The organism is Lysobacter sp. GX 14042, assembly GCF_021390425.1.
Classification (GTDB): domain Bacteria; phylum Pseudomonadota; class Gammaproteobacteria; order Xanthomonadales; family Xanthomonadaceae; genus Novilysobacter.
Genome location: NZ_JAJUWY010000004.1, coordinates 53,828 through 79,718, shown reverse-complemented (window position 1 = coordinate 79,718; position 25,891 = coordinate 53,828). Strand labels below are relative to the sequence as shown.

Sequence of the window (25,891 nt, the reverse complement as noted above, 5' to 3'; positions counted from 1 at the left end):
GCGTTCAGCTGTCGACCGCACCGGAGAAGCGGTAGCCGGCGCCGCGGACGGTCTGCACCATGCCGTCCAGGGCGAACGGCTCCAGGGTCTTGCGCAGGCGGCGGATGTGCACGTCGATGGTGCGCTCCTCCACGTACACGCTGCCGCCCCAGACGTGGTCGAGCAGCTGCGAGCGCGAGTACACCCGGTCGGCGTGGGTCATGAAGAAGTGCAGCAGCCGGTATTCGGTCGGGCCGATCTGCACCGGCTGCTCGCCCCCGGCGGTGCCGGCGAACACCCGGTGGGCGGCGCCGTCGATGCGCAGCGCGCCGATGCTCACGCTGCCGTCCTCGTCATCCTCGCGCGAGCGGCGCAGCACGGCGCGGATCCGGGCCAGCAGTTCGCGGGCCGAGAACGGCTTGACCACGTAGTCGTCGACCCCGGACTCCAGGCCGGCGACGCGGTCGTTCTCCTCGCCACGGGCGGTGAGCATGATGATCGGGATCTCGCGGGTCAGCGTCTCCCGGCGCCAGCGCCGCGCAAGCTCCAGGCCGCTGGTGCCCGGCAGCATCCAGTCCAGCAGGATCAGGTCGGGGATGCGGTCGGCGATGGCGATCTGCGCCTGCTGCGCATCGCCGGCATGGACCGGTTCGTACTCGCCCTTGCGCAGGGCGAAGGCGACCATGTCGCGGATGGCCGGCTCGTCCTCGACGATCAGGATGCGCTTGTGCATTCGACACCAACGGGGCGGGAGGGCGGTGCCAGTACACTACCGTCCGGTGACAGTGCGATGACAGGCGGCTCAGCGGCGGCGGTCGAGGACGTCGTCGCGGATGCCCTGACGGTGCAGTTCCAGGACCACCGGAGTGATGCGGGCGATGCGTGCCTCGATCCGTTCACGGGCGTAGTAGTCGACCTCCGGCCGCGCCTTGAGCGTGTTGAGCTGCACCAGCGCCTGCTCGGCCCGGCCGCCGAGGAATGCGGCCTCGGCCCAGGCCTCGCCGGCGCGGACCGGGTCCCCGGCGACCTCGCTGGCACGGGCGAAGGCGCGCTGGAACGCCAGGTCCGATGCCCCGCCGGCCGAAAGCGGGCGCAGCAAGGCCTGGGCCCGGCGACCGTCGGCTTCGGTGTTGCGGGCAGTCAGGGCTTCCGCCCAGCCCAGGGCCACCGCGCGGTTGCCCGGGGCACGGCGCGACAAGGCCTGGAAATGGCGGTCGGCGGCCTCGTGCTCGCCCGAGCGGGCGAGGGCGGTGGCCAGTCCCAGTTCCACCCACAGGTCGCGTGGATGTTCCTCCAGCAGCTCCCCGAGCAGCGCCACCGCCTGTCCGGGCCGGCTCGATTGCAGCTGCGCCAGGGCCAGGCCATAGCGCTGCGCATCGTCGAGCGGGCCGGCGGCCTGCATCTGCCGGTACTCGCGGATCGCCTGCTGCGGGGTCTCCGCGGTGAGCACCCGGAGCCGTTCGCGGGCGTGGCCGAAGCGCCCGGTCCCGTCCCCGCCTGCCGCCGCGCCGACCACCTCCAGGCCCGCCGGCAGCAGCGGGTTGCCGCCGCCCATCGGTCCGGCGGCGAACACCGGGGCCGGGGTCCCGATCTGCCCGGCGCGTGCCTTGGTCTCGCTGATGCGGGTGGTGGTCACCGGGTGGGTGCGCAGGTAGTCGGGGAACTCGTAGGCCCCCGCGGCGTTGACCCGCGACAGCGCCTGCATGGTGACGAAGAAGTCGGCCATTGCGTGCGGGTCGTAGCCGGCGCGCGACAGGGTGCGGATGCCGACCCGGTCGGCCTCGTGCTCGTTGGAGCGGGTGTAGTTGATCTGTGCCTGCTGGGCCAGGCCCATGGCGGTCACCATGACCGCCTGGGTGGCCTCGCCGGCCGAGCTGCCGCCGGCAGCCTGGGCGGCGGCGATCGCGCCCAGCATCGCCAGCAGGATCGGCATCTGGTCGCGCTGGGCGCGTTCGACCGCCCGCAGCACGTGCTGCTGGGTCACGTGGGCGATCTCGTGGGCCAGCACGCCGGCGACCTCGTCCTCGCGCTCGGCGGCCAGCACCAGCCCCGAGTTCACCCCGATGTAGCCGCCGAGGGTGGCGAAGGCATTGACCTGCCGTTCCTTGAGCATGAAGAAGTTGAACGACTGCCGCGGGGTGTCGCTGTGCGCGCCCAGCCGGCCGCCCAGCGAGGACAGCCACTCGTCGATCAGCGGATCGTCCAGCACGTAGTCGTAATGGCGCAGCTGGGCCAGCATCATCTGCCCGTACTCGCGCTGCTGGTGCGGGGTCAGCAGTTCCCCGGCCGAGGAGCCGATGTCGGGCAGGCGGTCCTGGGCGGTGGCCAGTGGCGCGGCCAGTCCGAGCATCAGGGCGGCGGTGAGCAGGCAGGTGCGGTGCAAGCGTTGACTCCCGGATCCGGGGCCCGTGCGGGCGTGGACAATGGCGCGGGTGGAAAACCGCGCCGGCGGACCCATCTCAGCTGCATTCGACCACACCCGGCGTCCCGAGTTCACGACAGGAGGAAAACACCCCATGAACGCACCAGCGCAACCGGAGATCACGATCTACTCCACCGCGGTCTGCCCGTACTGCGTCGCCGCCAAGAATTTCCTGCAGAGCCAGGGACGCACCTGGACCGAGGTCCGGATCGACAAAGATCCGGCCGAGCGCACCAGGATGGTCGAGCGCACCCGGCGCACCAGCGTGCCGCAGATCTTCGTCGGCGAGACCCACGTGGGCGGCTACGACGACATGATCGCCCTGCACCGGGCGGGCAGGCTGGCCCCCCTGCTGGACGGCGGGGAGTAGCCCGGGCGCCGGTCGCGCCTGCAGTGGCGGGGCGGCTCTGGCATAATTCGGCGGCTCACACACGCCACCGTATGCCCCGGTGCGTTGGCCCACCAGCTGGAAAATCCCCCCAATGACGCAAACCATCACGGTCATCCGCGGCGACGGCATCGGCCCGGAAATCATGGACGCCACCCTGCACGTGCTCGATGCCCTGCAGACCGGGCTGGAATACGAGTTCGCCGACGCCGGCGTGGTCGCGCTGGAGAAGACCGGCGAGCTGCTGCCGGAGGCCACGATGGACTCGATCCGCCGCAACCGGGTGGCGCTCAAGAGCCCGCTGACCACCCCGATCGGCGGGGGCTTCTCCTCGATCAACGTCGAGCTGCGCAAGCGCTTCGACCTGTACGCCAACGTGCGCCCGGCGGTCTCGTTCCCCAACACCAAATCGCGTTTCTCCAGCGGCGTGGACATCCTCACCGTGCGCGAGAACACCGAGGGTGCGTACCTGGCCGAAGGCCAGACCGTATCCGAGGACGGCGAAACCGCGACCTCGATGATCCGCGTCACCCGCCACGGTTCCGAGCGCATCGCGCGCTACGCCTTCGAACTGGCCCGCAGCACCGGCCGCAAGAAGGTCACCGCGGTGCACAAGGCCAACATCATCAAGTCCACCTCGGGCCTGTTCCTCAAGACCGCGCGCGAGGTCGCCGCGCAGTACCCGGACATCGCCTTCGAGGAAATGATCGTCGACAACGCCTGCATGCAGCTGGTGATGCGGCCCGAACAGTTCGACGTGATCGTCACCACCAACCTGTTCGGCGACATCATCTCCGACCTGTGCGCCGGGCTGATCGGCGGCCTGGGGCTGATCCCGGGCGCCAACATCGGCACCGATGCGGCGATCTTCGAGGCCGTGCATGGCACCGCGCCGGACATCGCCGGCCAGGGCAAGGCCAACCCGTGCGCGCTGCTGCTGGGGGCGGCGCAGATGCTCGACCACCTGGGCATGTGCGAGAAGGCCGAGCGCCTGCGCGCGGCGATCGTCGCCACCCTCGAGGCCCGCGACAGCCTGACCGGCGACCTCGGCGGCGACGGCACCACCATGGGTTTTGCCAAGGCGATCGCCGGCCGGGTCTGACCGTCCGGCACGGGCGAAAAACCAGGCAGGCAACGACGGGGCGCCCATCGGCGCCCCGTCGTCGTTTGTGTCCCGGCCGTGGCCTCGACAGGCCGGGCAGTCCCGGGCACACTCGCACGCCTCTTCCATCCGCATGAAGCGATGAAGCAATCCATGCCCGAGCGGCCGTCCCCCAGTGCGCTGGCGCTCACGCCGCTGCTGCTGTTCCTGTCGTTGTTCTTCGGCGTCGGGCTGTACTTCACCCTGCAGGGTGAGGAGATGGGCTTCTACCGGTTGCAGGCGCCGGTCGCGGCACTGCCCGCGCTCGCCCTGGGGGCCTGGCTGCTGTGGCGGCGCGGCGGCCGTGCGCTGGACACCCTGCTGGAGGGGATGGGGCAGCCGAACGTGATGCTGATGGTGCTGGTGTTCCTGCTTGCCGGCGCCTTCGCCAATGTCTCGCGTGCCATTGGCGCGGTGGATGCGGTGGTCGCGCTGGGGCTTGGGGCATTGCCGCCGGAGCTGATCCTGCCGGCGCTGTTCCTGGTCGCCGGCTTCGTGTCGCTGGCGATCGGCACCTCCATGGGCACCATCGCGGCGGTGGTGCCGGTGGCGGTCGGGATCGCCGACGCCGCCGGGCTGGACATGGCCCTGGTGCTGGGCGCGGTGGTCGGCGGGGCGATGTTCGGCGACAACCTCTCGATCATCTCCGACACCACCATCGCCGCCACCCGCACCCAGGGGGCGCGGATGAACGACAAGTTCCGCGAGAACCTCAAGCTCGCCGTGCCCGCGGCGCTGGCGACCGCGCTGCTGCTGGCCTGGGCCGGGGAAGTGGCGCCGGTGCAGGCGCCGGTGCAGGCGCCGGAGGCCGCGCCGGCGTGGCTGGTGGCGCCCTACGTGCTGGTGCTGGCGCTCGCCCTGGCCGGGGTCAACGTGGTCGTGGTGCTGGCCATCGGCCTGGTCGTCGCGGGGGTGATGGGCGCCTTCGCGCCCGGCAGCTACGACCCGGTGAGCTTCGGCAGCGATATCTACGCCGGCTTCGAGTCGATGGTCGAGATCACCCTGCTGTCGATCCTGATCGGCGGCCTGGCGGCAATGACCCGGGCCGCCGGCGGACTGGAGTGGATGTCACGCGCGATTGCCCGGCTGGCCCGCGGCGGCCGCAGCCGGCGGATGGGCGAGGCCAGTATTGCCGCGCTGGCCGCCGGCAGCGACGTGCTGACCGCCAACAACACCGTGGCGATCCTGGTCAGCGGCGAGCTGGCCCGCGACATCGCGGCCCGGCACGACATCACGCCGCGTCGCGCGGCCGCCGTTCTCGACGTGTCGGCCTGCGTCGCCCAGGGCGTGCTGCCCTACGGTGCGCAGATCCTGCTGGCCGGCTCGCTGGCCGGCATCTCGCCACTGCTGATCGTCGGCAAGGTCTGGTACTGCTGGGCGCTGGCGGCCGCGGCGGCGGTGGCGATTGCCTGGCCGCGCCGGAGCGTGGCCCCACCGCCCGCGCAGAACGCGGCTCAGTCGCGTGACTGAAGCTTGGCCAGCAGGCGCAGGAACTCCACGTACAGCCACACCAGCGTGACCATCAGCCCGAAGGCGCCGTACCACTCCATGTACCTGGGTGCGCCCTGCTCGACGCCGCTTTCGATGAAGTCGAAGTCCAGCACCAGGTTCAGGGCGGCGATCACCACCACGACCAGGCTGAAGCCGATCCCGACGAGGCCGCTCTCGTGGATCATCGGGATGTCGATGCCGAACAGCCCGAGCACGATCGAGGCCAGGTACACCAGCATGATCCCGCCGGTCGCCGCGGCGACCCCGAGCTTGAAGTTCTCCGTGGCCCGGATCAGCCCGCTGCGGTAGGCGAACAGCAGCGCGAACAGGGTGCCGAAGGTCAGCAGCACCGCTTGCATCACGATGCCTTCGTACAGGTGGTTGAACATCGCCGAGACAGCGCCCAGGAACAGGCCCTCCACCAGCGCGTACATCGGGGCGGTGACCGGGGCCCATTCCTTCTTGAACACCGTCACCAGCGCCAGCACCAGTCCGCCGATCGCGCCGCCCCACATGTACGGCGCGGCACCGACGATGCCGGCCGGGGTCGAGACCTGGCTCCAGGCGAACGTGGCAGTGGCCACCGCCATCAGCAACAACATGCCGGTCTTGTTGACGGTGCCGTTGAGGGTCATGGTGCCCTGGTCGCCGCGCACGATGGCGCCGCTGCCGGGGTCGAGGAAGGTGGACTCCTTCAGAGCCGGGTTGCCGCTGCGGATCATGCATTTCCCCTGTGGGTCTGGTTGGGTCTGGGTGGGGCCCGCCGCGGCGGACCGTGCCGCCCCTGCGGGGCGCGCCCGGAGCATACACGGTGGGCGCCGGCGGGCGGGGCGGCCCGCCGCCGCCCAGAGTGATTGACAGGCGCCGGCGCGGTGCGCAGAATTACCGGTCTTTCGCGGCGCTGGCGCGCAACGGAAGCCCGGATCGGGGCATAGCGCAGTCTGGTAGCGCATCTGGTTTGGGACCAGAGGGTCGGGGGTTCGAATCCCTCTGCCCCGACCATCCGGCAGGTCGCAGACACAGGCGCCCGTAGCTCAACCGGATAGAGCACCGGCCTTCTAAGCCGGTGGTTGCAGGTTCGAGTCCTGCCGGGCGCGCCAGTCCATGCGAGAATGCGACACCCGTGGTGGATGTAGCTCAGTTGGTTAGAGTACTGGATTGTGATTCCAGTGGTCGGGGGTTCGAATCCCCTCATCCACCCCATTTTTCTTCAGCGCAGGTATTGCTTCCCAGGGCGGGGTGCCTGTTACAATTTGCAGCCCGGGCCGTTAGCTCAGTTGGTAGAGCAGTTGACTCTTAATCAATTGGTCCAAGGTTCGAATCCTTGACGGCCCACCAAACCGAAGGCCCCTGACAGGTTGTCAGGGGCCTTTTTCTTGCCGCACGTGGCGGCACGGGCACGGCCGGCCTAGAATCACGCCTGCGCACGGCCATCGCGCGAAAGTGGCGGAACTGGTAGACGCCCCGGCTTTAGGTGCCGGTGAGGGTGACCTCGTGGGGGTTCGAGTCCCCCCTTTCGCACCATCCGCCTGGGGCGCGCCCGCGCCGTGCCGCCGCGGCTCTGGCGGCGCTGCCCCGATTGCGCCAAACTATGCCGTTCGCCGGGCGCGGGACCCCAACGCCTGCCTGCGCGGCATCCCGGGAGCCTGGTTGGCCCCCGGATCCACCCAATCCCAGACAACACAATCGTGCCGCGGCCCCGAGCCGTGGCGGCAGGAGTCGATATGCAAGCCACGGTCGAATCGCTCGGTGACCACGAACGCCGCCTGACCTTCAGTCTCCCGGCCGACCGGTTGAAGGGCCAGGTCGACCAGCGCCTGGGCGAGATCGCCAGGACCACCCGGCTCAAGGGCTTCCGTCCCGGCAAGGTGCCGCGCAGCGTGATCGAGCAGCGCTTCGGCAGGCAGGTCCGCCAGGAAGTGCGCGAGCAGCTGGTGCGCGAGTCCTTCAACGAGGCGGTGCGCGCCAACGAGCTGCAGATCGCCGGCAACCCGGACCTCAGGCCGGCCAGCGACGCCGACGACGAGGCGCAGTACGTCGCCACCTTCGAGCTGGTCCCGGATTTCGGCGAGATCGACGTATCGAAGCTCGAGGTGGTGCGCCACACCTCCGAGGTCACCGACGCCGACATCGACACCATGATCGAGAACCTGCGCGCGCAGCGCCGGAGCTGGGACGTGGTCGAGCGTGGCGCGCTGGAAGGCGACGCGGTCGAGCTGGAGAACTGGGCGCAGGTCGGCGACGAGCGCGTCCCCGCCGAAGGCACCGAGCGCGGCACCAGCGTGGTCGGTTCCGGGTCGATGCTGCCGGCGCTGGAGTCCGCGCTGGAGGGCATGAAGGCGGGCGAGGAGAAGCAGGTCGAGGTCGGGTTCCCGGCCGACTGGCGCGTTCCGCAGTTCGCCGGCAAGACCGCCCAGGTCCACCTGAAGGTGGTGAAGGTGTCCGAGCCGGTGCTGCCCGAGGTCGATGCGGAGTTCATCAGGAGCTTCGGCGTGCGCAGTGGTGACCCGGAGCAGTTCCGCAAGGACATCCGGACCAACCTGGAGCGCGAGCTCAAGGGCGCGCTGATGGCCCGCCTGCGCCGCGAGGTCAGCGAGAAGCTGGCCGCCGCCTACGGTTCGGTGGCGATGCCGCCGAAGCTGGTCGAGTCCGAGGCCCGCAACATGGCCTTCCAGGCCGCCGAGCAGGCGCGTCGCCAGGGCCGCCCGTCGCAGTTGCCGGACAACGCCCATGAGCAGTTCATGGAGGCTGCCCGCCAGCGCGTGCTGGTGGGCCTGCTGGTGGGCGAGGTCGCCCGCCGCAACGAGCTGCGCCTGGACCCGGCGCGGGTCGACGAGACCCTCAACCTGATCGCCTCCACCTACGAGGAGCCGCAGCAGGTCATCGAACTGTACCGCCAGGATCCGCAGCTGATGCAGGGGCTGCGTGGCCGGGTCATGGAGGAGCAGGCGATCGACTGGATCGCCGAGCGCGCCAGCCACACCGACCAGCCGCTGCCGTTCGCCGAGGCGATCCGCCAGTAAGGCACCGCTGAACCGCTGCCGGCGCCCGTCGCCGGCAGCCTTGCCCGGGCCTTGCGGCCCGGGGCGAATGGCCCCAGATTGGCCGGCCAGACACAAACGTACCTGCAGGCCCAGACCCGATGGACAACCAGACCCGAGCCCTCAACCTCGTTCCGATGGTGGTCGAGCAGACCAGCCGCGGCGAGCGCGCGTACGACATCTATTCGCGCCTGCTGAAGGAGCGGGTGATCTTCCTGGTCGGCCCGGTCAACGACGCGGTGGCCAACGTGATCGTCGCCCAGATGCTGTTCCTGGAAGCCGAGAACCCCGAAAAGGACATCAGCCTCTACATCAACTCGCCCGGTGGCGTGGTCACCGCCGGCATGGCGATCTACGACACCATGCAGTACATCCGCCCGGACGTGAGCACCATCTGCGTCGGCCAGGCCGCCTCCATGGGCGCGCTGCTGCTGGCGGCGGGGGCCAAGGGCAAGCGCTACGCTCTGCCGAACTCGCGGGTGATGATCCACCAGCCGCTGGGCGGGTTCCAGGGCCAGGCCAGCGACATCGAGATCCACGCCCGCGAGATCCTCGCCCTCAAGCAGCGCCTCAACGAGGTGCTGGCCAGCCACACCGGCCAGGCGCTGGAAACCATCGCCCGCGACACCGAGCGCGACAACTTCAAGAGCGCGGCGGCCGCACGCGAGTACGGCCTGGTCGACGAGGTGCTGGAGCGCCGTCCGGACGACACGATCCAGGCCGGGTGACCGGAATCTTCCGCAACTACTTGATCCGAAAAGAAAATAGCAGCCGCCGCGGCGTCCCGGGACGGGCGCGGACGCTGTGCTATTCTCGGCCCGCGACACCCTGGGACGCGCCCCGCGCGCCCCCGAGAGCTGAACATCAGGCAACCGAATGACCGACGACCGACAGGGCCGCAGCACCGGCGACAGCAGCAAGATCCTCTACTGCTCCTTCTGCGGAAAGAGCCAGCACGAGGTGCGCAAGCTGATTGCCGGCCCGAGCGTGTTCATCTGCGACGAATGCGTCGAGCTGTGCAACGACATCATCCGCGAGGAACTCGAGGAGAAGGGCCAGTCCGGGCGCAGCCAGTTGCCCAAGCCACGCGAGATCATGGACGTGCTGGACCAGTACGTGATCGGCCAGCAGCGGGCCAAGAAGACCCTCTCGGTCGCGGTGTACAACCACTACAAGCGCATCGAGAGCCGCCAGAAGAGCGATGACATCGAGCTGGCCAAGTCCAACATCCTGCTGGTCGGTCCGACCGGTTCGGGCAAGACCCTGCTGGCCGAGACCCTGGCGCGCATGCTCAACGTGCCCTTCACCATGGCCGATGCGACCACGCTGACCGAGGCCGGCTACGTCGGCGAGGACGTGGAGAACATCATCCAGAAGCTGCTGCAGAAGTGCGACTACGACGTCGACAAGGCGCAGCAGGGCATCGTCTATATCGACGAGATCGACAAGATCTCGCGCAAGTCCGACAACCCCTCGATCACCCGCGACGTGTCCGGCGAGGGCGTGCAGCAGGCGCTGCTCAAGCTCATCGAGGGCACCCTGGCCAGCGTGCCGCCGCAGGGCGGGCGCAAGCACCCGCAGCAGGAGTTCCTGCAGGTCGACACCCGCAACATCCTGTTCATCGTCGGTGGCGCGTTCGCCGGGCTGGACAAGCTCATCGCCAAGCGCAGCACCGAGGCCGGCGGCATTGGGTTCGGCGCCAAGGTCAAGAGCGGCGAGCGCAAGGCCGAGGTGGGCAAGGTGCTGGCCCAGGTGGAGCCGGAGGACCTGGTCAAGTTCGGCCTGATTCCCGAGTTCGTGGGCCGCCTGCCGGTGGTCGCCACGCTGGAGGAGCTCGACGAGGAGGCGCTGGTCAGGATCCTGACCGAGCCGAAGAACGCGATCACCAAGCAGTTCCGCAAGCTGTTCGAGATGGAAGGCGTGGAACTGGAGTTCCGCCCCGACGCGCTCGCCGCGATCGCCCGCAAGGCGATCAAGCGCAAGACCGGTGCCCGCGGCCTGCGGACCATCGTCGAGTCGGTGCTGCTGGATACGATGTACGAGCTGCCGTCGCTGGAGAACGTCAGCAAGGTGGTGGTCGACGAATCGGTGATCGACCACAAGAGCGAGCCCTACCTGATCTACCAGGCGCCGCCCGCCAGCCCGCAGAAGGCGGCCGCCGGCGACTGAGCCGGGCGGCACGCCCACCTTGGAGTTGCCCGTCAGCCGCCTGTCCCCGCAGGCGGCTGACTGCTTTCAGGGCCTGGCGGGCCGGCCCGGGGCAAGGTGGGTTGCAACGAATCCGCACGCCCCCATAACCCTGCAGAGCCCTCCCGATGGGAGGTGCAGCCGAATTCCCGTGGCCGGCGCCATCCGCCGCCCCGATGCATTGCCGGAGCCTTCCAATGACCCGATCCGCCCGCCAGACGCTCGAACTGCCGGTCCTGCCGTTGCGGGACGTGGTGGTGTTTCCCCACATGGTCATCCCGCTGTTCGTGGGCCGTGACAAGTCCATCCACGCCCTGGACCGGGCGATGGAGGGCGACAAGCAGATCCTGCTGGTGGCGCAGAAGTCCGCCGAGACCGACGACCCCGGCGCCGACGACCTGTACGCCACCGGTACCCTGGCCCAGGTGCTGCAGCTGCTCAAGCTCCCGGACGGCACCATCAAGGTGCTGGTCGAGGGCGTCTCGCGCGTGGAGGTGACCGGCGTGGCCGACCGCGACGGGGCACTGGTCGGCAGCGCGGAAGTGGTCGAGCCCGAGCAGGACCGCGGGGACCGCGAGACCCAGGCGGTGATGCGCTCGCTGATGGGGCTGTTCGAGCAGTACGTGAAGACCAACCGCAAGCTCCCGCCGGAGCTGCTGCAGACCCTGTCGGGCATCGATGACCCCGGCCGGCTGGCCGACACCGTCGCCGCCCACCTGGCGGTGCGCGTGGCCGACAAGCAGAAGCTGCTGGAGAGCCACCGCATCGGTGAGCGCATGGAGCTGCTGATCGGGCTGGTGGACGGGGAGATCGACGTCCAGCAGCTGGAAAAGCGCATCCGCGGCCGGGTCAAGTCGCAGATGGAGAAGAGCCAGCGCGAGTACTACCTCAACGAGCAGATGAAGGCGATCCAGAAAGAGCTCGGGGACATGGACGATGCGCCAAACGACATCGAGGACCTGACCCGGAAGATCGCCGAGGCCGGGATGCCGAAGGAAGTCGAGGCCAAGGCTCGCGGCGAGCTCAACAAGCTCAAGCAGATGTCGCCGATGTCGGCCGAGGCCGCGGTGGTGCGCAACTACCTGGACTGGCTGCTGGGCGTGCCATGGAAGAAGCGCAGCAAGGTGCGCCGTGACCTGAAGGCCGCCCAGGAAGTGCTGGACGCCGACCATTACGGGCTGGAGAAGGTCAAGGAGCGGATCCTGGAGTACCTGGCGGTGCAGACCCGGGTGCGCAACATGAAGGCGCCGATCCTGTGCCTGGTCGGCCCGCCGGGCGTGGGCAAGACCTCGCTCGGGCAGTCGATCGCCAGGGCGACCAACCGCAAGTTCGTGCGCATGAGCCTGGGCGGGGTGCGCGACGAGGCCGAGATCCGCGGCCACCGCCGCACCTACGTCGGCTCGATGCCGGGCCGGATCGTGCAGAACCTCAACAAGGCCGGCACGAAGAACCCGCTGTTCGTGCTCGACGAGATCGACAAGATGTCGATGGACTTCCGTGGCGACCCGTCCTCGGCGTTGCTGGAGGTGCTCGACCCGGAACAGAACCACAGCTTCAACGACCATTACCTGGAGGTCGACCTGGACCTGTCGGAGGTGATGTTCGTCGCCACCTCCAACTCGCTCAACATCCCCGGCCCGCTGCTGGACCGCATGGAGGTCATCCGCATCCCCGGCTACACCGAGGAGGAGAAGCTCTCCATCGCCACCCGCTACCTGCTGCCCAAGCAGCTCAGGGCCAACGGACTGAAGGAGGGCGAGCTGAAGGTCGCCGAGGCGGCGCTGCGCGACATCATCCGCTACTACACCCGCGAGGCCGGCGTGCGCAACCTGGAGCGGGAGATCTCGCGGATCTGCCGCAAGGTGGTCAAGGAGATCGCGCTCGCCGGTCCACAGAAGAAGCAGAAGACCGTCAGCGTCAACGCGAAGAACCTCGACAAGTACCTCGGGGTGCGCCGTTTCGACTTCGGCCGCGCCGAGGAGCAGAACGAGATCGGCCTGGTCACCGGCCTGGCCTGGACCGAGGTCGGCGGCGACCTGCTGCAGATCGAGTCCACCCTCGTCCCCGGCAAGGGCCAGCTGCTGCTGACCGGGCAGCTGGGCGACGTGATGAAGGAGTCGGCCTCCGCGGCGCTCAGCGTGGTGCGCGCGCGTACCGAGCGGCTGGGCATCGACCTGGAGTTCCTGCAGAAGCAGGACGTGCACGTGCACGTGCCGGAGGGCGCCACCCCCAAGGACGGTCCGAGCGCCGGCATTGCCATGGCCACCGCGCTGGTGTCGATGCTGACGAAGAACCCGGTGCGCTCGGATGTCGCCATGACCGGCGAGATCACCCTGCGCGGGCGCGTGCTGCCGATCGGCGGGCTCAAGGAAAAGCTGCTGGCCGCGTTGCGTGGCGGCATCACCACCGTGATCATTCCGTCGGAGAACGAGAAGGATCTGGTCGACCTGCCCAAGGCGGTGAAGGAGGGCCTGGAGATCATCACCGCCAAGTGGATCGACGAGGTGCTGGACGTGGCACTGGAGCGCCCGCTGGGTCCGCCAGGTGGCAAGAAGGCGGGCGGCGAGGAGGTCGGCAAGCTGCCGGTCCCGCGTCGGCGCAAGCAGGAGCCACAACCCGGCGTCAAGCACTGAACGCGCAATTGCGACGCAACCGGTCACGCGCAAAGCCCCGTCGTTGCTTGCTTTCAGCTTGCGCAGGCCCTGCCTCGCTGGTATAACGAGCGGCACCGCGCGCTCGGGCTTCAGTAGGGGGTGGAGTGCCGCGGCAACGCCGCTCGGTTGCCTTCCGCACGCGGAAGGCACCGGTTCTCAGAGCAAATGCGGAAAGATCCGCACAGGGAGTCCTATCGAATGAACAAGGCTGAGTTTGTGTCCGCCGTCGCCGACGCTTCGGAGCTGTCCCGGGCTGACGCCGCCCGCGCCGTCGACGCGGTGGTCGGTACCATCACCGCCGCACTGAAGAAGGGTGAGAACGTCACCCTGGTCGGTTTCGGCACCTTCGAGGTGCGTGAGCGCGCCGCTCGCCAGGGCCGCAACCCGAAGACCGGCGAGGCCATCAAGATCAACGCCTCGAAGAATCCGTCGTTCAAGGCTGGCAAGGCGCTGAAAGACGCTGTAAACTAAGCGGCTCGCCCACCGGCGCCGCAGCAGATCGCAGGGCCGGTCCAGCAACTGGATCCAGAAGCGGGATCCAGGATCTGGGTGCTTAGCTCAGTGGTAGAGCGTCTCCCTTACAAGGAGAGGGTCGGGGGTTCGAAACCCTCAGCACCCACCAGCACCAGGCAGGGCAAAGGTTTCAAGGCGCGGAGCGGTAGTTCAGTTGGTTAGAATGCTGGCCTGTCACGCCGGAGGTCGCGGGTTCGAGTCCCGTCCGCTCCGCCAGTTTCACCCGAAGGCGCCGGTCCTGCCGGCGCCTTCGACATATAAGTGAGAGAGCCGTGCATTGCCTGCACGGTAGTGGTTCAAGCGCGGAGCGGTAGTTCAGTTGGTTAGAATGCTGGCCTGTCACGCCGGAGGTCGCGGGTTCGAGTCCCGTCCGCTCCGCCATCCCTGAAAAGGACGCCCGACCGGGCGTCCTTTTTCTTTGGGCCCCCAGTCGGTCTTCCGGCAGGGCCCGGAGTGGATGACGAACGGGTAAACTGGGCGGCTTACATCGCCGACCCGACCGAACATGCTGCAAAAACTCCGCGACAAGACGACCGGCTGGATCGCTACCGCGATTGTCGGCCTGCTGATCATCCCTTTCGCCTTCTTCGGCCTGGAGCAGTACATGGTCGGCGGCGCGGGCAACACTGCCGCCGTGGTCAAGGCGCCGCCTTCCTGGTGGAACTCGGCGCCTTCGTTCTGGCCCGCCTCCATGCTCTGGCAGGAGGACGAGATCAGCCTGGACGAGTTCCGCGAGCGCTTCGACCAGGTGCGCCAGCAGCGGCGCGAGGTCGAAGGCGAGGGCTTCGACGCACGTACCTTCGAGGCGCTGCCCAGCCGTGTGCAGGTGTTGGGCGGGCTGGTCGACGAGCGCGTGCAGGCGATTGCCGCCCGACAGGCCGGCCTGCGGGTGGGTGACGCCCTGGTCCGCGACACCATCCAGGGGATCCCGGCGTTCCAGGTCGACGGCCGTTTCGATCCGCAGCGCTACCGCCTGGCGCTGTCATCGCAGATCCCCCCGCAATCGCCGCGCCAGTTCGAGCAGGTGATCCGCCAGAGCCTGGAGCAGTCCCTGCTGGCCGGGGCGCTGGCCGGCAGCGAGTTCGTCACCGCCGGTGAGCTGGAGCGGGTGGTGCAGTTGCTGGGCGAGCGTCGTGACGTGAGCATGCTGCTGGTGCCGGCCGACGGTGAATCGGCCGCGCAGCCGGTGGCCGATGAGGCGCTGCAGGCCTGGTACGACGCGCATCCGGACGATTACCGCGCTCCCGAGAACGTCACCATCGAGTACATCGTGGTCGACGCCGAGGCATTGCCGGAACCGCCGCCGGCCGACGAGGCGACCCTGCGGCAGCGCTTCGCCGCGCAGGCCGAGCGCCAGGGAGAGCAGGCCCAGCGGCTGGTCTCGCATATTCTGGTCGAGGTCCCCGAGGGAGCCGGCGAGGACGCCGTGCAGGCGGCGCGCGACGAAGCGGCCGGGCTCGCCGCCCAGGCCAGCGCCGACGGGGCCGACTTCGCCGCGCTGGCGGCATCCAGCAGCGACGACCCGGGTTCGGCCGAGCAGGGCGGCGACCTGGGCTGGGTCACCCCGGGGACCTTCCCCGACGCGATCGATACCGCCCTTGCAGCGATGCAGCCCGGAGAAGTCAGCGAACCGGTGCGGACCGAGTTCGGTTGGCACGTGCTGTGGCTGCGCGAGGTCCAGCAGGGTGAAAGCGAGAGCTTCGAACAGGCCCGCGAGCGCCTGGCCGCCGAGCAGGCGCAGGCCGACCGCGACAACGCGTTCGACGAGCTCAGCCGCCAGGTCGTGGATGCGGTGCTGCAGTCGCCGGCCTCGCTGCAGCCGGCCGCCGAGGCGGTCGGGGTCCAGGTGAAGGTCCTCGGCCCGTTCACCCGTGAGTCGACCGAAGGCCTGGCCGCCGAGCCGGCGATCCGCCGCGCCGCGTTCTCCGAGGCCCAGATCGAGGACCGGATGATCAGCGACCCGATCAGCCTGGGCGCCGGGCGCAATGCCTGGCTGCGGGTGACCGGGCACAATCCCGAGCAGCCACACCCGCTGGCCGAGGTGCGCGGACAGGTGGAGGCGGCCGTCCGTGCCCGCCGCCTGCACGACGCCGCCAGCGAACGGGCCCGCGAGCTGGAGTCCGGCATCGCCGCGGCGGGCAGCCTTGCGCTGCTGGCCGAGGCCGAGGGCCTGGACGCCCCGCAATCGGTGCCGCAGGTGCCGCGTGGCGCCCCGCTGGTCGCACCGGGTGTGTCGGAAGCGATCTTTGCCGCCCCGGCGCCTGCCGAGGACACCCTGTCCAGCGGCCATCAGGTGCTCGACGACGGCGGCATCGTGCTGTTCACGGTCGATGCGGTGACCCCGGGCGACGCCGGCAGCGTGCCCGCGGAGCAGGCCGAGATCCTGCGCAGCCAACTGGTCCAGGCCGTGGGCATCGACGATGTGCAGGCACTGGTCGAAACACTGCGCTCGCGGTTCAAGATCGAGGTGTTCGAACAGAACCTGTGACCGGCGGCCGTCCCGGCCACCGGCATGAAAAAGCCCGGCTCCTGGCCGGGCTTTTTCGTGGGTGCAGGGGGGGTCAGTCTTCGCTGCCGACGCCGCTCATGCCCAGGATGTTGTAGCCCGAATCGACGTAGGTCACCTCGCCGGTGATGCCCGAGGCCAGGTCCGAGCACAGGAACGCGGCGGTGTTGCCGACATCCTCGATGGTCACGGTCCGGCGCAGCGGCGCGTGCGACTCGAAGTGGCCCAGCATCTTGCGGAAGTTGGCGATGCCGGCCGCCGAGAGGGTCTTGATCGGGCCGGCCGAGATCGCATTGACGCGGGTGCCTTCCGGGCCGAGGTTCAGCGCCAGGTAACGCACGGTGGCTTCCAGGCTCGCCTTGGCCACGCCCATCACGTTGTAGTTCTGCAACGCCCGGACCGCGCCGAGGTAGCTCAGGGTCAGGATCGAGCCGTTGCGGCCGGCCATCAGCGGGCGCGCGGCCTTGGCCAGCGCGGCCAGCGAGTAGGCCGAAACCTCATGGGCGGTGTTCCAGTTCTCGCGGGTCAGCCCGTCGAGGAACTCGCCCTCGATCGCCTCGCGCGGAGCGAAGGCGATCGCGTGGACGAGGATGTCGAAGCCGCCGTCCCAGCGCTTGCCCAGCTGCTCGAAGCAGTCACCGATCTGCTCGTCGCTGGTCACGTCCAGCGGCAGCACGATGTCGCTGCCGAAGGCCGCTGCGGCCTTCTCCACCCGCGGGCGCATCTTGTCGTTGAGGTAGGTGAACGCCAGCTCCGCGCCCTGGCGGTGCATCGCCTCGGCGATGCCGCTGGCGATCGAGCGGTCGCTGGCGATGCCGGTGATGAGTGCACGCTTGCCTTGCAGGAAACCCATGGATGCTCCTCGGTGTCCATCCGCGGCCGGCATGGCCGCGCAATCGCCTAGTTTAGCCGGGTACCCGGCGTGCGGCTCAGCGGGAGCCGCCAGCGGCCCCGGCGGGGCTGACGGCCGTGCCCTGGGGCGCCGCCGGGGCGGCGACCAGCAAGCGGGCGGGCTGCCCGGCAGCGCGCGCGATCCGGCCATCGACATGGGCCGGGTTGAGCCGCCGCAGGCCCGCCGCATCCTGGCCATGCTGGCTGGCCCACTCGCGCACCCGCTCCACGTCCCCGGGCAGTTCGATCGCCTGCAGCCGCGGCACCGGCCGGTCCATGGCCGCCTGCCAGTTGGCGGCGTCGTGGGCCTCCAGCATCACGCAGGTCAGTGCCTGGAGCTTGGAGACATAGGCCCGGCTCATGCGCGGCACGCCTTCCAGCTCGTCCAGGCGCACGTCGCGCGCCTGCTGCCCGTTGCGGCGCAGCACGCCGAGCATCCGGTGCTCGCCGGCGTTGTAGGCCATCGCCGCCAGGCGCCAGTCACCGGCGAACATGCCGTGCAGGGTCTTGAGGTAGCGCACCGCCGCGCGCGTGGAGTCCACCGGCGAGAGCCGGCCGTCATAGCCGGCGCGGATCGGCACCTTGTGGTTGCGGGCGGTGACCGTGATCATCTGCCACAACCCGGCCGGGCCCGAGGGGCTGCGCGCATCGGCGCGGTATCCGCTCTCGATGAACGGGATCAGTGCGTACTCGGTGGGCAGGTGCGCGGCGCGGACCGCGTCGACCACGTAGCCGAACAGGGCCAGCGAGTCCTCCGGCCCGGTTGCGAGCTGGCCGGGGGTGGTGGCGAAATGCGCCTGCCAGCGCTGGCTGGCATCGGCCGGGCAGGCCGGGTCGGCCAGGCCGGCACGGAAGTTCTCGTAGATCGACAGGCCGCTGCGGGTGTCGATGCCGCTCGTGGCGGGCTCCGACGCCGGTGCGGCACCGGACGCCACCGCCATCACCAGGGCCAGGCCAAGGCCGGCAACGCCGCTGCGCCACCTCATGCGCGGAATCCATCCTTCCACGCCCGCAGGATCGCCAGGGTGTCGGGGGCGTCCCGTGGCTCGCGTCCGGCATGGCGTGCCGCGGCCTCGATCACCCCTGGCCGGTCGCAGCGCAGGAATGGATTGCAGGCCAGTTCATCCGACAGCAGTGCCGGCAGGGTGGGGCGTTGGGCATTGCGCATGGCGTGGGCTTCCTCGGTGCGCCGGGCCAGGGCCGGGTTGCCCGGCTCGACGGCACGGGCGAAGGCGGCATTGGCCAGGGTGTACTCGTGGCCGCAGCACACCCGGGTGGAGCCGGGCAGCGCGGCCAGCCGCATGAGCGAGTGGTGCATCTGGGCCGCGCTACCCTCGAAGAGACGGCCGCAACCCAGGCTGAACAAGGTGTCGCCACTGAACAGCACCCCGCCTTCCGCGGGGCCGTGGAACGCGATGTGGCTGCGGGTATGGCCGGGCACTTCCAGCACGTGGAAGGCCTGCCCGCAGAGCCCGACCACTTCGCCTTCGGCCACCCGGCGCGTGGCGTGGGCGATGCGCGGGTCGGCCGGAGCGATCACCTCGAGCCGCGGCCAGCGTTCCAGCAGGTCCGGCACCCCGCCGACATGGTCGTGGTGGTGGTGGGTGAGCAGTACCGCGTCCGGGCGCAGGCCTTCGGCCGCGGCGGCGAACACCGGACCGGCCTCGCCCGGATCCACCAGCAGGGTCTGGCCCCCGGCCTGGAGCACCCAGATGTAGTTGTCGTCGAACGCGGGCAGGGGATGCAGCTGCATGGTGCCTCCTGGTCTGCGGCGTGCCGGCGCGGTAGCCGTCGATGACGGGGTGGCGCAGAATCGGGACGTCCTTCTCCCGGCACCGCAAGCCCGCGACCATGCCCCTGCTGCTCCCCCGACGTCAAGGCGCCACCCCGCCGCCATCCGGCGCTCCGCGCGCGCCCGACTGGTTCGATGGCGAGGCCGGGCAGGCCCTGCTGCGCAGCGAGGCCGAGGCCGTCCGGCGGGTCCTGGCCGGCTGCCCGGCGCTGCCGTGGGCCTGGCTCGGGATCCCGGCCGCAGTGGCGCCCGCAGGCTCACGCGGCCTGTTGTTGCGACCGGACGGGCAGCAGTGGCGTGGCGCCGTGCGCTGTGGCCTGCCGTTGCCGATCGCCAGCGAATCGCTGGGGGCGGTGCTGCTGCAGCACGTGCTCGACGGGGACGACGATCCCGGTGGCCTGCTGGAGGAGTGCGCGCGGGTCCTGGCGCCGGGTGGCACGCTCTGGCTGGCGGCGCTCAATCCGTGGGCGCCGTACCGGATGCGCTGGGCCGGTACCGGCCTGCAGGCGCGGACCCCGGGTGGCTGGCAGTCGCGCCTGCGCCGCGCAGGACTGCCCGCGGGCGCCGTGCAGCTGCAGTGGCTGGGCCCGACATGGCATGCCCGGCCGGGCGCCGCCGGCATCGGCGCGCTCGACCTGCTGCGCGCCGGCCTGGCAATGACCGTCACCAAGCGGATGCAGGCCGGGGTACTCTCGGGAGGACGCCGGGTGCTGCGCTGGCGACCGGCGGCGGTGCCGGTTGCCGGTCATGCCTCGGGGCAGGCCGGCGGGGCCGCCGCTCGTCGATAATGCACCGATGAGCGAAGCATCCAGACAAGTCCAGATCCATACCGACGGTGCCTGCCTGGGCAACCCCGGTCCCGGCGGCTGGGCCGCCCTCCTGCGTTACCGCGGCCACGAGCGCGAGCTGGCCGGTGGTGAGCCGCAGACCACCAACAACCGGATGGAGCTGATGGCCGCCATCGCCGCCCTCGAGGTGTTGCGCGAGCCCTGCCAGGTGGTCCTGCATACTGACTCCCAGTACGTGCGCCAGGGGATCACCCAGTGGATGGCCGGCTGGCTGCGCAAGGGCTGGAAGACCTCCGGCGGGGCCGCGGTCAAGAACCGCGACCTGTGGGAACGCCTGCACGCGGCGGCGGCGCGCCACCAGGTCGACTGGCGCTGGGTCAAGGGCCACTCCGGCGACCCCGACAACGAACGGGTCGACGTGCTGGCCCGTGACCAGGCGCGTGCCCAGCGCGCCGGCGCCCCCGCCTGAGCCGGTAGAATGCGCGCATGCGGCAAGTGATCCTCGATACCGAAACCACCGGCCTGAGCTGGGAGCGCGGCAACCGGGTGGTGGAGATCGGCTGCGTCGAGTTCGTCGAACGGCGACCGACCGGGCGGACCTTCCACCGCTACCTCAATCCCGACTGCGCCTTCGAGCAGGGCGCGCAGGAAGTCACCGGGCTGACCCTGGAGTTCCTCGCCGACAAGCCGCGCTTCGCGGAGATCGTCGACGAGTTCCTGGAATTCATCGACGGCGCCGAGCTGGTGATCCACAACGCCGCGTTCGACGTCGGCTTCCTCGACAACGAGCTGCGCCTGGCCGGCACCACCTATGGCTGCCTGGCCGATCGTTGCCGGGTCGAGGACTCGCTGCTGCTGGCGCGCCAGCGCTACCCGGGCCAGCGCAACTCGCTGGATGCACTGTGCCGGCGGCTGGGTGTCGACAACACCCACCGCCAGCTGCACGGCGCGCTGCTGGACGCGCAGCTGCTGGCCGAGGTCTACATCGGGCTGACCTCGGGGCAGGAGGAGATCGGCTTCGGCTCGGCCGACAGCGCCGGGGCGGGGGCCTCCCTGGTGCACTACGACGCCACCCTGCCGCGGCCGCGGGTCACCGTGCAGGCGGCGGAGCTGGCGGCACACGAAGCCCGCCTGGACGCGTTGCGCAGGAAGGCGGGGCAGGCGGTATGGGACCGGGCGGCCCCGGCGGCCCTCGGGGACAGGGAGGCGCTGCCGGCCTGAGCCTGCGCGGGCTCAGTGGTTGCGCACCAGCACCACGGTGATGTTGTCCGAGCCGCCGCCATCGAGCGCGGCCGCCACCAGCGTGTCCACGCATTCCTGTGCGCTGCAGTCGCCCAGGCCCAGCACCCGGGCGATCTCGGCATCGCCGACCTCCTCGGTCAACCCGTCGCTGCACAGCAGCAACTGCATGCCCGGGCGCAGCTCGCCGGTCATGGTCTCGACGTTGAGCTGGCGCGGGTCGGTGACCCCGAGCGCCTGGGTGACCACGTTGCGCTGTGGATGGCTGCGCGCCTGCTCGTGGCTGATCGCGCCGCTGGCGACCAGCTCCTGCACGTAGCTGTGGTCCTGCGACAGCTGCGCGAGCTGGCCGTCGCGCCACAGGTAGATCCGGCTGTCGCCGACCCAGGCGACCTCGAAGCGCCGTCCCGCCACCCGTGCGGCCACCACCGTGGTACCCATCGGCAGGGCGTCGCGGCGGGTGCGCGAAGTGCGGATGATCTCCTCGTCGGCGATGCGCACGGCCTGCGCCAGCGTGGTGCCGGAGCGGACCTCGCGGACGATCGCCTCCCGCGCCAGGGCACTGGCGACCTCGCCGTAGTCGTGCCCGCCCATGCCGTCGGCAACCAGCCAGAGCCCGAGCTCGCTGTCGCCGTAATAGCTGTCCTCGTTGAGCTCCCGGCGCAGGCCGACGTGGGTCAGGTGTCCGAATTCGATCATGGGTGGGCAGGTGTGGCCGACGCGGCGCCAGGCTCGTTGGCGACATCAACGCAATCATCGATGCCGCGGGGCCATCGTACAAGCAGCGCAAACGACGATCCCGGCGCCGGGCCGGGATCGTCGATGGACTGCGAATCTGGCGGAGAGGGGGGGATTCGAACCCCCGAGGCGCTATAAACGCCTGCCTGATTTCGAGTCAGGTACATTCAACCACTCTGCCACCTCTCCAGGCGGGCCGCGTCGCGCAGAACCGGGCGCGGCGGGCGCGTAATGATACGGTCCAGCGCGGTTGCCGACAAGCGGCGGCCGCGTGCGCTGGCCCGCCGGGCATCGCCGATTACACTGGCCTCCCTTTCCGCAACCGGCCTGCCCGATGTCCGAGATCCTCACCCCCGTATCGTTCGGCGAACTGCTGGACAAGATCGCGATCCTGCAGATCAAGTCCGAGCGGATGACCGGCGAGGCCAGGCTCGCCAACGTGCGCCGGGAGTTGTCGGCATTGGAGAAGACCTGGATGGCGCATCCGGCGGCCGGCACCGACGTCGCCCGGCTGCGTGCCGAGCTCAAGGCGGTCAACGAGCGCCTGTGGGAGATCGAGGACGAAATCCGGCTGAAGGAGAAGGCGCAGTCGTTCGACGACGGGTTCGTGCGCCTGGCGCGCAGCGTCTATTTCCAGAACGACGAGCGCGCGCGGATCAAGAAGGAGATCAACCTGGCCCTGGGTTCGGCCTACGTCGAGGAGAAGTCCTACCAGGACTATTCCAGCGGCGCTCCCTCGCCCTGAGCGCGACCGGGGTGGTCGGCGCGGTAGCGCTCGAACGCGGCCACCGCGTCGTCCACTGTCACCAGGTCCATCACCCCCGGACGCTCGATCTTGGTGCCCCAGCGCAGCCCGGCCGCCGGGCGGCCCAGATAGCGCCTGGCCGCCTCGTCGTAGCGGTCCACGCAGTAGCGGCGGTCCGAGTACGGTCCGCTGCGTTCCGGGTTGCTGGCCGCATGCAGGCCGAGCACCCGGGTCCCCATCGCATTGGCGATGTGCATCGGCCCGGAGTCGGGGGTGACCAGCAGGTCGGCCCGGGCCAGCAGGGCGGGCAATTGCTTGAGGGTGTCCTTGCCGACCAGGTCCAGCACCGGGCCGGCGGTGGCGGCGACGATGGCGTCCGCGGTTTGCCGCTCCAGCGCGCTGCGCCCCCCGCACAGCACCACCCGCCAGCCCTGGCGCAGCGCATGGCTGGCGAGTGCCGCATGGCGCGCCGGCTCCCAGTTGCGCAGCACGTGGCTGGAGCACGGCGAGACCATCAGCACCGGCCGGCCGTCGTCGTCCCACTGGGCCGCGGCCCATTCGTGCGCCGCGGCAGGGACCGGCAGGTCCCAGCGCACCGCCTGCTGGCGCAGCCCGAGTGGTTCGCAGAAGCTGCCGATCGCATCGAGCACGTGTTGCCCGGGCCGCGCCGGGATCCGGGTGTCGACGAAAAGTCCGTGCCCGTCCTTCGATCGCGCGCGGTCGTAGCCGACGCGGGTGCGGGCCGGGATGAACGCCGACAGCAGGTTCGCCCGCCCGGCCACCTGCATCTGCAGCAGCGCGTCGAAGCGGCCGTGGCCCCGTTGCAGCTCCCGCCGGATCCCGAGCATGCCGCGCAGGCCGGACTTCTTGTCGTATTCGACGAAGCTGACGCCTTCCAGCCCTTCCAGCAGGCGGTGCTCGCCGCGGCCGATCACCCAGGTGAGCGGCACGCCGGGCCACGCCGACCGCAGGGTGCGCACCAGTGGCACCACGTGGGTCACGTCGCCCAGGGCGGACAGCCGCAGCAGGCAGAGGGAAGCGGGTGCGTGTGCGCTTGTAATTGCTAGACTCCGGCGGGATGACGGGGTACGACGCTACCGAGGGATTGACACCGTTCCGTGAGGACCGCGGCTTCGGCGCGATTCTGTTCGACACCGCCCGGGTGCGGCAAGCGGAGCCGGAATGGTTCCGGCCGTCGTCGTGGGAGGAGCGCGCCCGTCCGGTGGAGAGTGGCGGCCGCGGGGGGGCATGGTTCATCGACGCGCCCTTCGGGCAGGCGGTGCTGCGGCGCTACCTGCGCGGCGGCATGGTCGCCCGTTTCAACCGCGACCGCTACCTGTGGCAGGGCGCGATGCGCAGCCGCAGTTTTGCCGAGTTCCGGCTCTCGCGCGCGGTGATCGAGCGCGGCCTGCCGGTGCCGCGGCCGATCGCCGCGTGCTACCTGCGCGAGGGCGTGCTCTACCGTGCGGCGATCCTGATCGAGCGCCTGGAGGGCGTGCGCACGCTTGCCGACCGGGTGCAGGTGGCCGGTGACGGCGCTCCCTGGGAAGAGGCCGGGCGGCTGGTCGCCCGTGCCCACCGGGTGGGACTGGACCATGCCGACCTCAATGCCCACAACCTGATGTTCGACCAGCGCGGGCGCGGCTGGGTGATCGACCTGGACCGCGGCCGGCTGCGCATTCCCGATACCCGCTGGCGCGAGCGCAACCTGCAGCGCTTGCGGCGCTCGCTGCTCAAGCTGCGCGGTGAGCGCAGCCCCGGGGAGGTGCTGGCCGACTATGGCCGGTTGCGGCGCGCCTACGAGCGCGCCTGGGAGCGCGGCTGCTGATGGACCGGAACGACGACCGCTGGCGGCTGCGGCTGCACGGCGTGGGCAACGCCTCGGCGGTGGAGCTGGGCTCGGCGATGGCGACGATCGAGCGCGACGGCCGGCCCTGGCTGACCATCGATTGCGGCGGCGAAGGCCTGACCGCCTGCCTGGCGCAGTACGGCGCGCCGCCGGTGGCACTGTTCATCACCCACACCCACCTCGACCACGTGGCCGGTTTCGAGCGGCTGTTCGTCAAGGCGTGGTTCGGCGAGGGGTTGCGCGGGAAGATCCGGCTGTACGTGCCGGCCAGGCTGGTGCCATTGCTGCACCAGCGGGTCGGCGACTACCCGAACGTGCTTGCCGAAGGCGGAGCGAATTTCTGGGAGGCCTTCCACCTGGTGCCGGTCGGCTCCGCGTTCTGGCACGACGGGGTGCGGCTGGAGGTCTTTCCCACCCGCCACCACTGGCCGGACACCTCGTTCGGCCTGCGCCTGCCCGGCAGCCTGGTCTGGACCGGCGATACCCGGCCGATCCCCGAAGTGCTGGCGGCCATGGCCGGGCAGGGCGAGCTGGTCGCCCACGATTGCGGCCTGCACGGCAATCCCTCGCACAGCGGGATCGACGACCTGGAGCGCGAGTACCCGGCGGAGCTGCTGCGGCGTTGCCTGCTGTACCACTACGCCAGCGCGGCCGATGGCCAGGCGCTGGCGGCGCGTGGCTACCGGGTGGCGCATGCCGGCGAACTGGTGGACCTGCCCCCGGACCGTGCGGAGCGGGCGCAGGACTGAGCGGCCACGGCGCCCGCGCCCGCAGCCCGGGGCGGTTCCTACGGCTGGTACAGCACGTACAGTTCAGCTTCCTCGCGGGCGATGCGCTGCGCCAGCAGGCGGCCGACCTCGCCATGCTCGCGGATGAACTGCGCCTGGGTCGCCGGCCCGACCGGCTGCTGGCGGTAGCGGCGCACGAACTCCACCACCCCGCGGGCGATCGAGTTCATCTCCCTGCGGAAGCCGCGGATCAGTTCGCTGTTGACCTCGTCATCGGCCATCGACTGCTCGAGGTAGACATAGAAGCGCACGTTCTCGGTCAGCAGGTGCGCCTCGAGGCGGATCTTGAATTCCTGCAGCGCGGCGTCCACGCCGTGGAATTCCCCGGCCGCCACCTGCTCACCCAAGCGGGTGTACATCGCCACCAGTTCCTGGTGGTCGTCCTTCAGGCCGTCCACCAGCCCGGGGTCATAGCGGATCGTGCGTCCCTGTGCGACTTGCGGCGACGCCGTCGTGGCAGCGGGTGTTGCATCCGGCTTGCCGCCGAACAGTCGTTTCAAAAGGCCCATTGCTCTCCCCCCCGTCAGGCCCGGATGTTTGTACCCGCTGTGCACCGGGTGGGCAAGCCTGCCGGCCGGTGAGCCGGACCAGGGTCACAGATCGGGGTGGCGGAAATGGCGGTGGCCCCGCCGACTTGCCTCGGCGCCCGCATCAGTCGATACCGTTGCTGCCTTCCGGCCCTGGCGGGGTTTTCGACCTAGCGTCGCGAGGGGCCAACGGGGCCACCATGGATGTCCGG

Annotated in this window: 24 protein-coding genes, 9 tRNA genes and 1 other RNA gene; 23 read left to right on the top strand and 11 right to left on the bottom strand. The window is 70.1% G+C overall.

What is annotated here, in order from left to right; translation table 11 throughout:
• Positions 1-4: 4 nt before the first annotated feature.
• Both phoB and LY625_RS07690 read right to left on the bottom strand, forming a co-directional pair.
• Positions 5-712, bottom strand: a complete 708-nt coding sequence (gene phoB / locus LY625_RS07695) for a phosphate regulon transcriptional regulator PhoB (RefSeq protein ID WP_233739337.1) — start codon at positions 710-712, stop codon at positions 5-7.
• A gap of 69 nt (positions 713-781) precedes the next feature.
• Complete coding sequence (locus tag LY625_RS07690; RefSeq protein ID WP_233739567.1) at positions 782-2,329, bottom strand: M48 family metalloprotease; 1,548 nt, start codon at positions 2,327-2,329, stop codon at positions 782-784.
• A gap of 166 nt (positions 2,330-2,495) precedes the next feature.
• Between LY625_RS07690 and grxC the strand changes: the two genes are divergently transcribed.
• The 3 genes from grxC to LY625_RS07675 all read left to right on the top strand — a co-directional run bounded on the left by grxC (position 2,496) and on the right by LY625_RS07675 (position 5,400).
• Entirely contained in the window at positions 2,496-2,771 is a 276-nt protein-coding gene (grxC, locus tag LY625_RS07685) for a glutaredoxin 3 (protein WP_233739335.1), read from the top strand.
• A 112-nt stretch (positions 2,772-2,883) separates the two neighbouring features.
• Positions 2,884-3,891 carry an isocitrate dehydrogenase gene (locus LY625_RS07680; protein ID WP_233739333.1) on the top strand — a complete coding sequence of 336 codons (1,008 nt, stop codon included), beginning with the start codon at positions 2,884-2,886 and terminating at the stop codon, positions 3,889-3,891.
• A 141-nt stretch (positions 3,892-4,032) separates the two neighbouring features.
• Complete coding sequence (locus tag LY625_RS07675) at positions 4,033-5,400, top strand: Na+/H+ antiporter NhaC family protein (protein WP_233739331.1); 1,368 nt, start codon at positions 4,033-4,035, stop codon at positions 5,398-5,400.
• Here LY625_RS07675 and LY625_RS07670 read toward each other — a convergent pair.
• Complete coding sequence (locus LY625_RS07670; RefSeq protein WP_233739329.1) at positions 5,385-6,143, bottom strand: Bax inhibitor-1/YccA family protein; 759 nt, start codon at positions 6,141-6,143, stop codon at positions 5,385-5,387. The genes LY625_RS07675 and LY625_RS07670 overlap by 16 nt on opposite strands.
• A gap of 203 nt (positions 6,144-6,346) precedes the next feature.
• Between LY625_RS07670 and LY625_RS07665 the strand changes: the two genes are divergently transcribed.
• From LY625_RS07665 to LY625_RS07600, 14 genes are all read left to right on the top strand, one after another.
• Positions 6,347-6,423 (top strand) — tRNA-Pro (locus LY625_RS07665).
• Between the two features lie 21 nt (positions 6,424-6,444).
• A tRNA-Arg gene (locus LY625_RS07660) sits at positions 6,445-6,521 on the top strand.
• 26 nt (positions 6,522-6,547) lie between these two features.
• Positions 6,548-6,624: transfer RNA gene (locus tag LY625_RS07655), tRNA-His, on the top strand.
• A gap of 59 nt (positions 6,625-6,683) precedes the next feature.
• Positions 6,684-6,759 (top strand) — tRNA-Lys (locus tag LY625_RS07650).
• Between the two features lie 99 nt (positions 6,760-6,858).
• Positions 6,859-6,945: transfer RNA gene (locus LY625_RS07645), tRNA-Leu, on the top strand.
• A 200-nt stretch (positions 6,946-7,145) separates the two neighbouring features.
• The gene (tig, locus tag LY625_RS07640; RefSeq protein WP_233739327.1) at positions 7,146-8,444 is read left to right on the top strand and encodes a trigger factor; all 1,299 of its coding nucleotides are present in this window, start codon (positions 7,146-7,148) and stop codon (positions 8,442-8,444) included.
• Between the two features lie 119 nt (positions 8,445-8,563).
• Positions 8,564-9,190 carry an ATP-dependent Clp endopeptidase proteolytic subunit ClpP gene (clpP, locus tag LY625_RS07635; RefSeq protein WP_233739318.1) on the top strand — a complete coding sequence of 209 codons (627 nt, stop codon included), beginning with the start codon at positions 8,564-8,566 and terminating at the stop codon, positions 9,188-9,190.
• A gap of 148 nt (positions 9,191-9,338) precedes the next feature.
• Positions 9,339-10,631, top strand: a complete 1,293-nt coding sequence (gene clpX / locus LY625_RS07630) for an ATP-dependent Clp protease ATP-binding subunit ClpX (RefSeq protein WP_233739316.1) — start codon at positions 9,339-9,341, stop codon at positions 10,629-10,631.
• Between the two features lie 215 nt (positions 10,632-10,846).
• Positions 10,847-13,282, top strand: coding sequence for an endopeptidase La (gene lon, locus LY625_RS07625; RefSeq protein WP_233739314.1), 2,436 nt, complete (start codon positions 10,847-10,849; stop codon positions 13,280-13,282).
• 219 nt (positions 13,283-13,501) lie between these two features.
• The gene (locus LY625_RS07620; RefSeq protein WP_233739312.1) at positions 13,502-13,774 is read left to right on the top strand and encodes an HU family DNA-binding protein; all 273 of its coding nucleotides are present in this window, start codon (positions 13,502-13,504) and stop codon (positions 13,772-13,774) included.
• A gap of 76 nt (positions 13,775-13,850) precedes the next feature.
• A tRNA-Val gene (locus LY625_RS07615) sits at positions 13,851-13,925 on the top strand.
• A gap of 30 nt (positions 13,926-13,955) precedes the next feature.
• Positions 13,956-14,032 (top strand) — tRNA-Asp (locus LY625_RS07610).
• Positions 14,033-14,120: 88 nt separating this feature from the next.
• Positions 14,121-14,197, top strand: a tRNA-Asp gene (locus LY625_RS07605).
• 124 nt (positions 14,198-14,321) lie between these two features.
• Positions 14,322-16,304 carry a SurA N-terminal domain-containing protein gene (locus LY625_RS07600; RefSeq protein ID WP_233739310.1) on the top strand — a complete coding sequence of 661 codons (1,983 nt, stop codon included), beginning with the start codon at positions 14,322-14,324 and terminating at the stop codon, positions 16,302-16,304.
• Positions 16,305-16,377: 73 nt separating this feature from the next.
• On the opposite strand, the gene LY625_RS07595 is transcribed toward LY625_RS07600, so the two are convergent.
• The 3 genes from LY625_RS07595 to gloB all read right to left on the bottom strand — a co-directional run bounded on the left by LY625_RS07595 (position 16,378) and on the right by gloB (position 18,966).
• Complete coding sequence (locus LY625_RS07595) at positions 16,378-17,175, bottom strand: enoyl-ACP reductase (protein WP_233739308.1); 798 nt, start codon at positions 17,173-17,175, stop codon at positions 16,378-16,380.
• A gap of 76 nt (positions 17,176-17,251) precedes the next feature.
• Entirely contained in the window at positions 17,252-18,199 is a 948-nt protein-coding gene (locus LY625_RS07590) for a lytic transglycosylase domain-containing protein (protein ID WP_233739306.1), read from the bottom strand.
• Complete coding sequence (gloB, locus tag LY625_RS07585; protein ID WP_233739304.1) at positions 18,196-18,966, bottom strand: hydroxyacylglutathione hydrolase; 771 nt, start codon at positions 18,964-18,966, stop codon at positions 18,196-18,198. The genes LY625_RS07590 and gloB overlap by 4 nt, the downstream gene beginning before the upstream one ends.
• A 98-nt stretch (positions 18,967-19,064) precedes the next feature.
• Between gloB and LY625_RS07580 the strand changes: the two genes are divergently transcribed.
• Genes LY625_RS07580 through dnaQ form a run of 3 tightly spaced genes read left to right on the top strand, consistent with a single transcriptional unit; the run spans position 19,065 to position 21,014 of the window.
• Positions 19,065-19,793 carry a methyltransferase domain-containing protein gene (locus LY625_RS07580; RefSeq protein ID WP_233739302.1) on the top strand — a complete coding sequence of 243 codons (729 nt, stop codon included), beginning with the start codon at positions 19,065-19,067 and terminating at the stop codon, positions 19,791-19,793.
• Between the two features lie 7 nt (positions 19,794-19,800).
• The gene (gene rnhA, locus LY625_RS07575; protein WP_233739300.1) at positions 19,801-20,262 is read left to right on the top strand and encodes a ribonuclease HI; all 462 of its coding nucleotides are present in this window, start codon (positions 19,801-19,803) and stop codon (positions 20,260-20,262) included.
• A 17-nt stretch (positions 20,263-20,279) separates the two neighbouring features.
• Positions 20,280-21,014, top strand: a complete 735-nt coding sequence (dnaQ, locus tag LY625_RS07570; RefSeq protein ID WP_233739298.1) for a DNA polymerase III subunit epsilon — start codon at positions 20,280-20,282, stop codon at positions 21,012-21,014.
• Between the two features lie 12 nt (positions 21,015-21,026).
• On the opposite strand, the gene LY625_RS07565 is transcribed toward dnaQ, so the two are convergent.
• Together LY625_RS07565 and LY625_RS07560 are read right to left on the bottom strand one after the other, a co-directional pair.
• Positions 21,027-21,731, bottom strand: a complete 705-nt coding sequence (locus LY625_RS07565; RefSeq protein WP_233739296.1) for a PP2C family serine/threonine-protein phosphatase — start codon at positions 21,729-21,731, stop codon at positions 21,027-21,029.
• Positions 21,732-21,868: 137 nt separating this feature from the next.
• Positions 21,869-21,959: transfer RNA gene (locus tag LY625_RS07560), tRNA-Ser, on the bottom strand.
• 145 nt (positions 21,960-22,104) lie between these two features.
• Between LY625_RS07560 and LY625_RS07555 the strand changes: the two genes are divergently transcribed.
• The gene (locus tag LY625_RS07555; protein ID WP_233739294.1) at positions 22,105-22,515 is read left to right on the top strand and encodes a DUF6165 family protein; all 411 of its coding nucleotides are present in this window, start codon (positions 22,105-22,107) and stop codon (positions 22,513-22,515) included.
• Here the strand turns inward: LY625_RS07555 and LY625_RS07550 are convergent.
• Positions 22,488-23,576 (bottom strand): glycosyltransferase family 9 protein, encoded by a 1,089-nt coding sequence (locus LY625_RS07550; protein ID WP_233739566.1) that lies wholly within the window; start codon positions 23,574-23,576, stop codon positions 22,488-22,490. The genes LY625_RS07555 and LY625_RS07550 overlap by 28 nt on opposite strands.
• 17 nt (positions 23,577-23,593) lie before the next feature.
• On the opposite strand from LY625_RS07550, the gene LY625_RS07545 reads away from it, so the two are divergent.
• Both LY625_RS07545 and LY625_RS07540 read left to right on the top strand, forming a co-directional pair.
• Positions 23,594-24,343 (top strand): 3-deoxy-D-manno-octulosonic acid kinase, encoded by a 750-nt coding sequence (locus tag LY625_RS07545; protein ID WP_233739285.1) that lies wholly within the window; start codon positions 23,594-23,596, stop codon positions 24,341-24,343.
• On the top strand, positions 24,343-25,113 hold the full coding sequence (locus LY625_RS07540; protein ID WP_233739283.1) for an MBL fold metallo-hydrolase: 771 nt from the start codon (positions 24,343-24,345) through the stop codon (positions 25,111-25,113). Before LY625_RS07545 ends, LY625_RS07540 begins: the two co-directional genes overlap by 1 nt.
• A 38-nt stretch (positions 25,114-25,151) precedes the next feature.
• Here the strand turns inward: LY625_RS07540 and LY625_RS07535 are convergent, their stop codons facing one another.
• Together LY625_RS07535 and ffs are read right to left on the bottom strand one after the other, a co-directional pair.
• Positions 25,152-25,652 (bottom strand): hemerythrin domain-containing protein, encoded by a 501-nt coding sequence (locus LY625_RS07535; protein ID WP_233739281.1) that lies wholly within the window; start codon positions 25,650-25,652, stop codon positions 25,152-25,154.
• A 123-nt stretch (positions 25,653-25,775) separates the two neighbouring features.
• Positions 25,776-25,872, bottom strand: an RNA gene (ffs, locus tag LY625_RS07530) — signal recognition particle sRNA small type.
• Positions 25,873-25,891: the final 19 nt, after the last annotated feature.

Coding starts and splice junctions, on each gene's coding strand:
- LY625_RS07670 (WP_233739329.1), bottom strand. CDS start 6,143: ATGATCCGCAGCGGCAACCCGGCTCTGAAGGAGTCCACCTTCCTCGAC.
- LY625_RS07595 (WP_233739308.1), bottom strand. CDS start 17,175: ATGGGTTTCCTGCAAGGCAAGCGTGCACTCATCACCGGCATCGCCAGC.
- LY625_RS07600 (WP_233739310.1), top strand. CDS start 14,322: ATGCTGCAAAAACTCCGCGACAAGACGACCGGCTGGATCGCTACCGCG.
- dnaQ (WP_233739298.1), top strand. CDS start 20,280: ATGCGGCAAGTGATCCTCGATACCGAAACCACCGGCCTGAGCTGGGAG.
- LY625_RS07675 (WP_233739331.1), top strand. CDS start 4,033: ATGAAGCAATCCATGCCCGAGCGGCCGTCCCCCAGTGCGCTGGCGCTC.
- LY625_RS07590 (WP_233739306.1), bottom strand. CDS start 18,199: ATGAGGTGGCGCAGCGGCGTTGCCGGCCTTGGCCTGGCCCTGGTGATG.
- rnhA (WP_233739300.1), top strand. CDS start 19,801: ATGAGCGAAGCATCCAGACAAGTCCAGATCCATACCGACGGTGCCTGC.
- clpP (WP_233739318.1), top strand. CDS start 8,564: ATGGACAACCAGACCCGAGCCCTCAACCTCGTTCCGATGGTGGTCGAG.
- LY625_RS07565 (WP_233739296.1), bottom strand. CDS start 21,731: ATGATCGAATTCGGACACCTGACCCACGTCGGCCTGCGCCGGGAGCTC.
- gloB (WP_233739304.1), bottom strand. CDS start 18,966: ATGCAGCTGCATCCCCTGCCCGCGTTCGACGACAACTACATCTGGGTG.
- LY625_RS07580 (WP_233739302.1), top strand. CDS start 19,065: ATGCCCCTGCTGCTCCCCCGACGTCAAGGCGCCACCCCGCCGCCATCC.
- lon (WP_233739314.1), top strand. CDS start 10,847: ATGACCCGATCCGCCCGCCAGACGCTCGAACTGCCGGTCCTGCCGTTG.
- LY625_RS07545 (WP_233739285.1), top strand. CDS start 23,594: ATGACGGGGTACGACGCTACCGAGGGATTGACACCGTTCCGTGAGGAC.
- tig (WP_233739327.1), top strand. CDS start 7,146: ATGCAAGCCACGGTCGAATCGCTCGGTGACCACGAACGCCGCCTGACC.
- LY625_RS07540 (WP_233739283.1), top strand. CDS start 24,343: ATGGACCGGAACGACGACCGCTGGCGGCTGCGGCTGCACGGCGTGGGC.
- LY625_RS07555 (WP_233739294.1), top strand. CDS start 22,105: ATGTCCGAGATCCTCACCCCCGTATCGTTCGGCGAACTGCTGGACAAG.
- clpX (WP_233739316.1), top strand. CDS start 9,339: ATGACCGACGACCGACAGGGCCGCAGCACCGGCGACAGCAGCAAGATC.
- LY625_RS07680 (WP_233739333.1), top strand. CDS start 2,884: ATGACGCAAACCATCACGGTCATCCGCGGCGACGGCATCGGCCCGGAA.
- phoB (WP_233739337.1), bottom strand. CDS start 712: ATGCACAAGCGCATCCTGATCGTCGAGGACGAGCCGGCCATCCGCGAC.
- grxC (WP_233739335.1), top strand. CDS start 2,496: ATGAACGCACCAGCGCAACCGGAGATCACGATCTACTCCACCGCGGTC.
- LY625_RS07690 (WP_233739567.1), bottom strand. CDS start 2,329: ATGCTCGGACTGGCCGCGCCACTGGCCACCGCCCAGGACCGCCTGCCC.
- LY625_RS07620 (WP_233739312.1), top strand. CDS start 13,502: ATGAACAAGGCTGAGTTTGTGTCCGCCGTCGCCGACGCTTCGGAGCTG.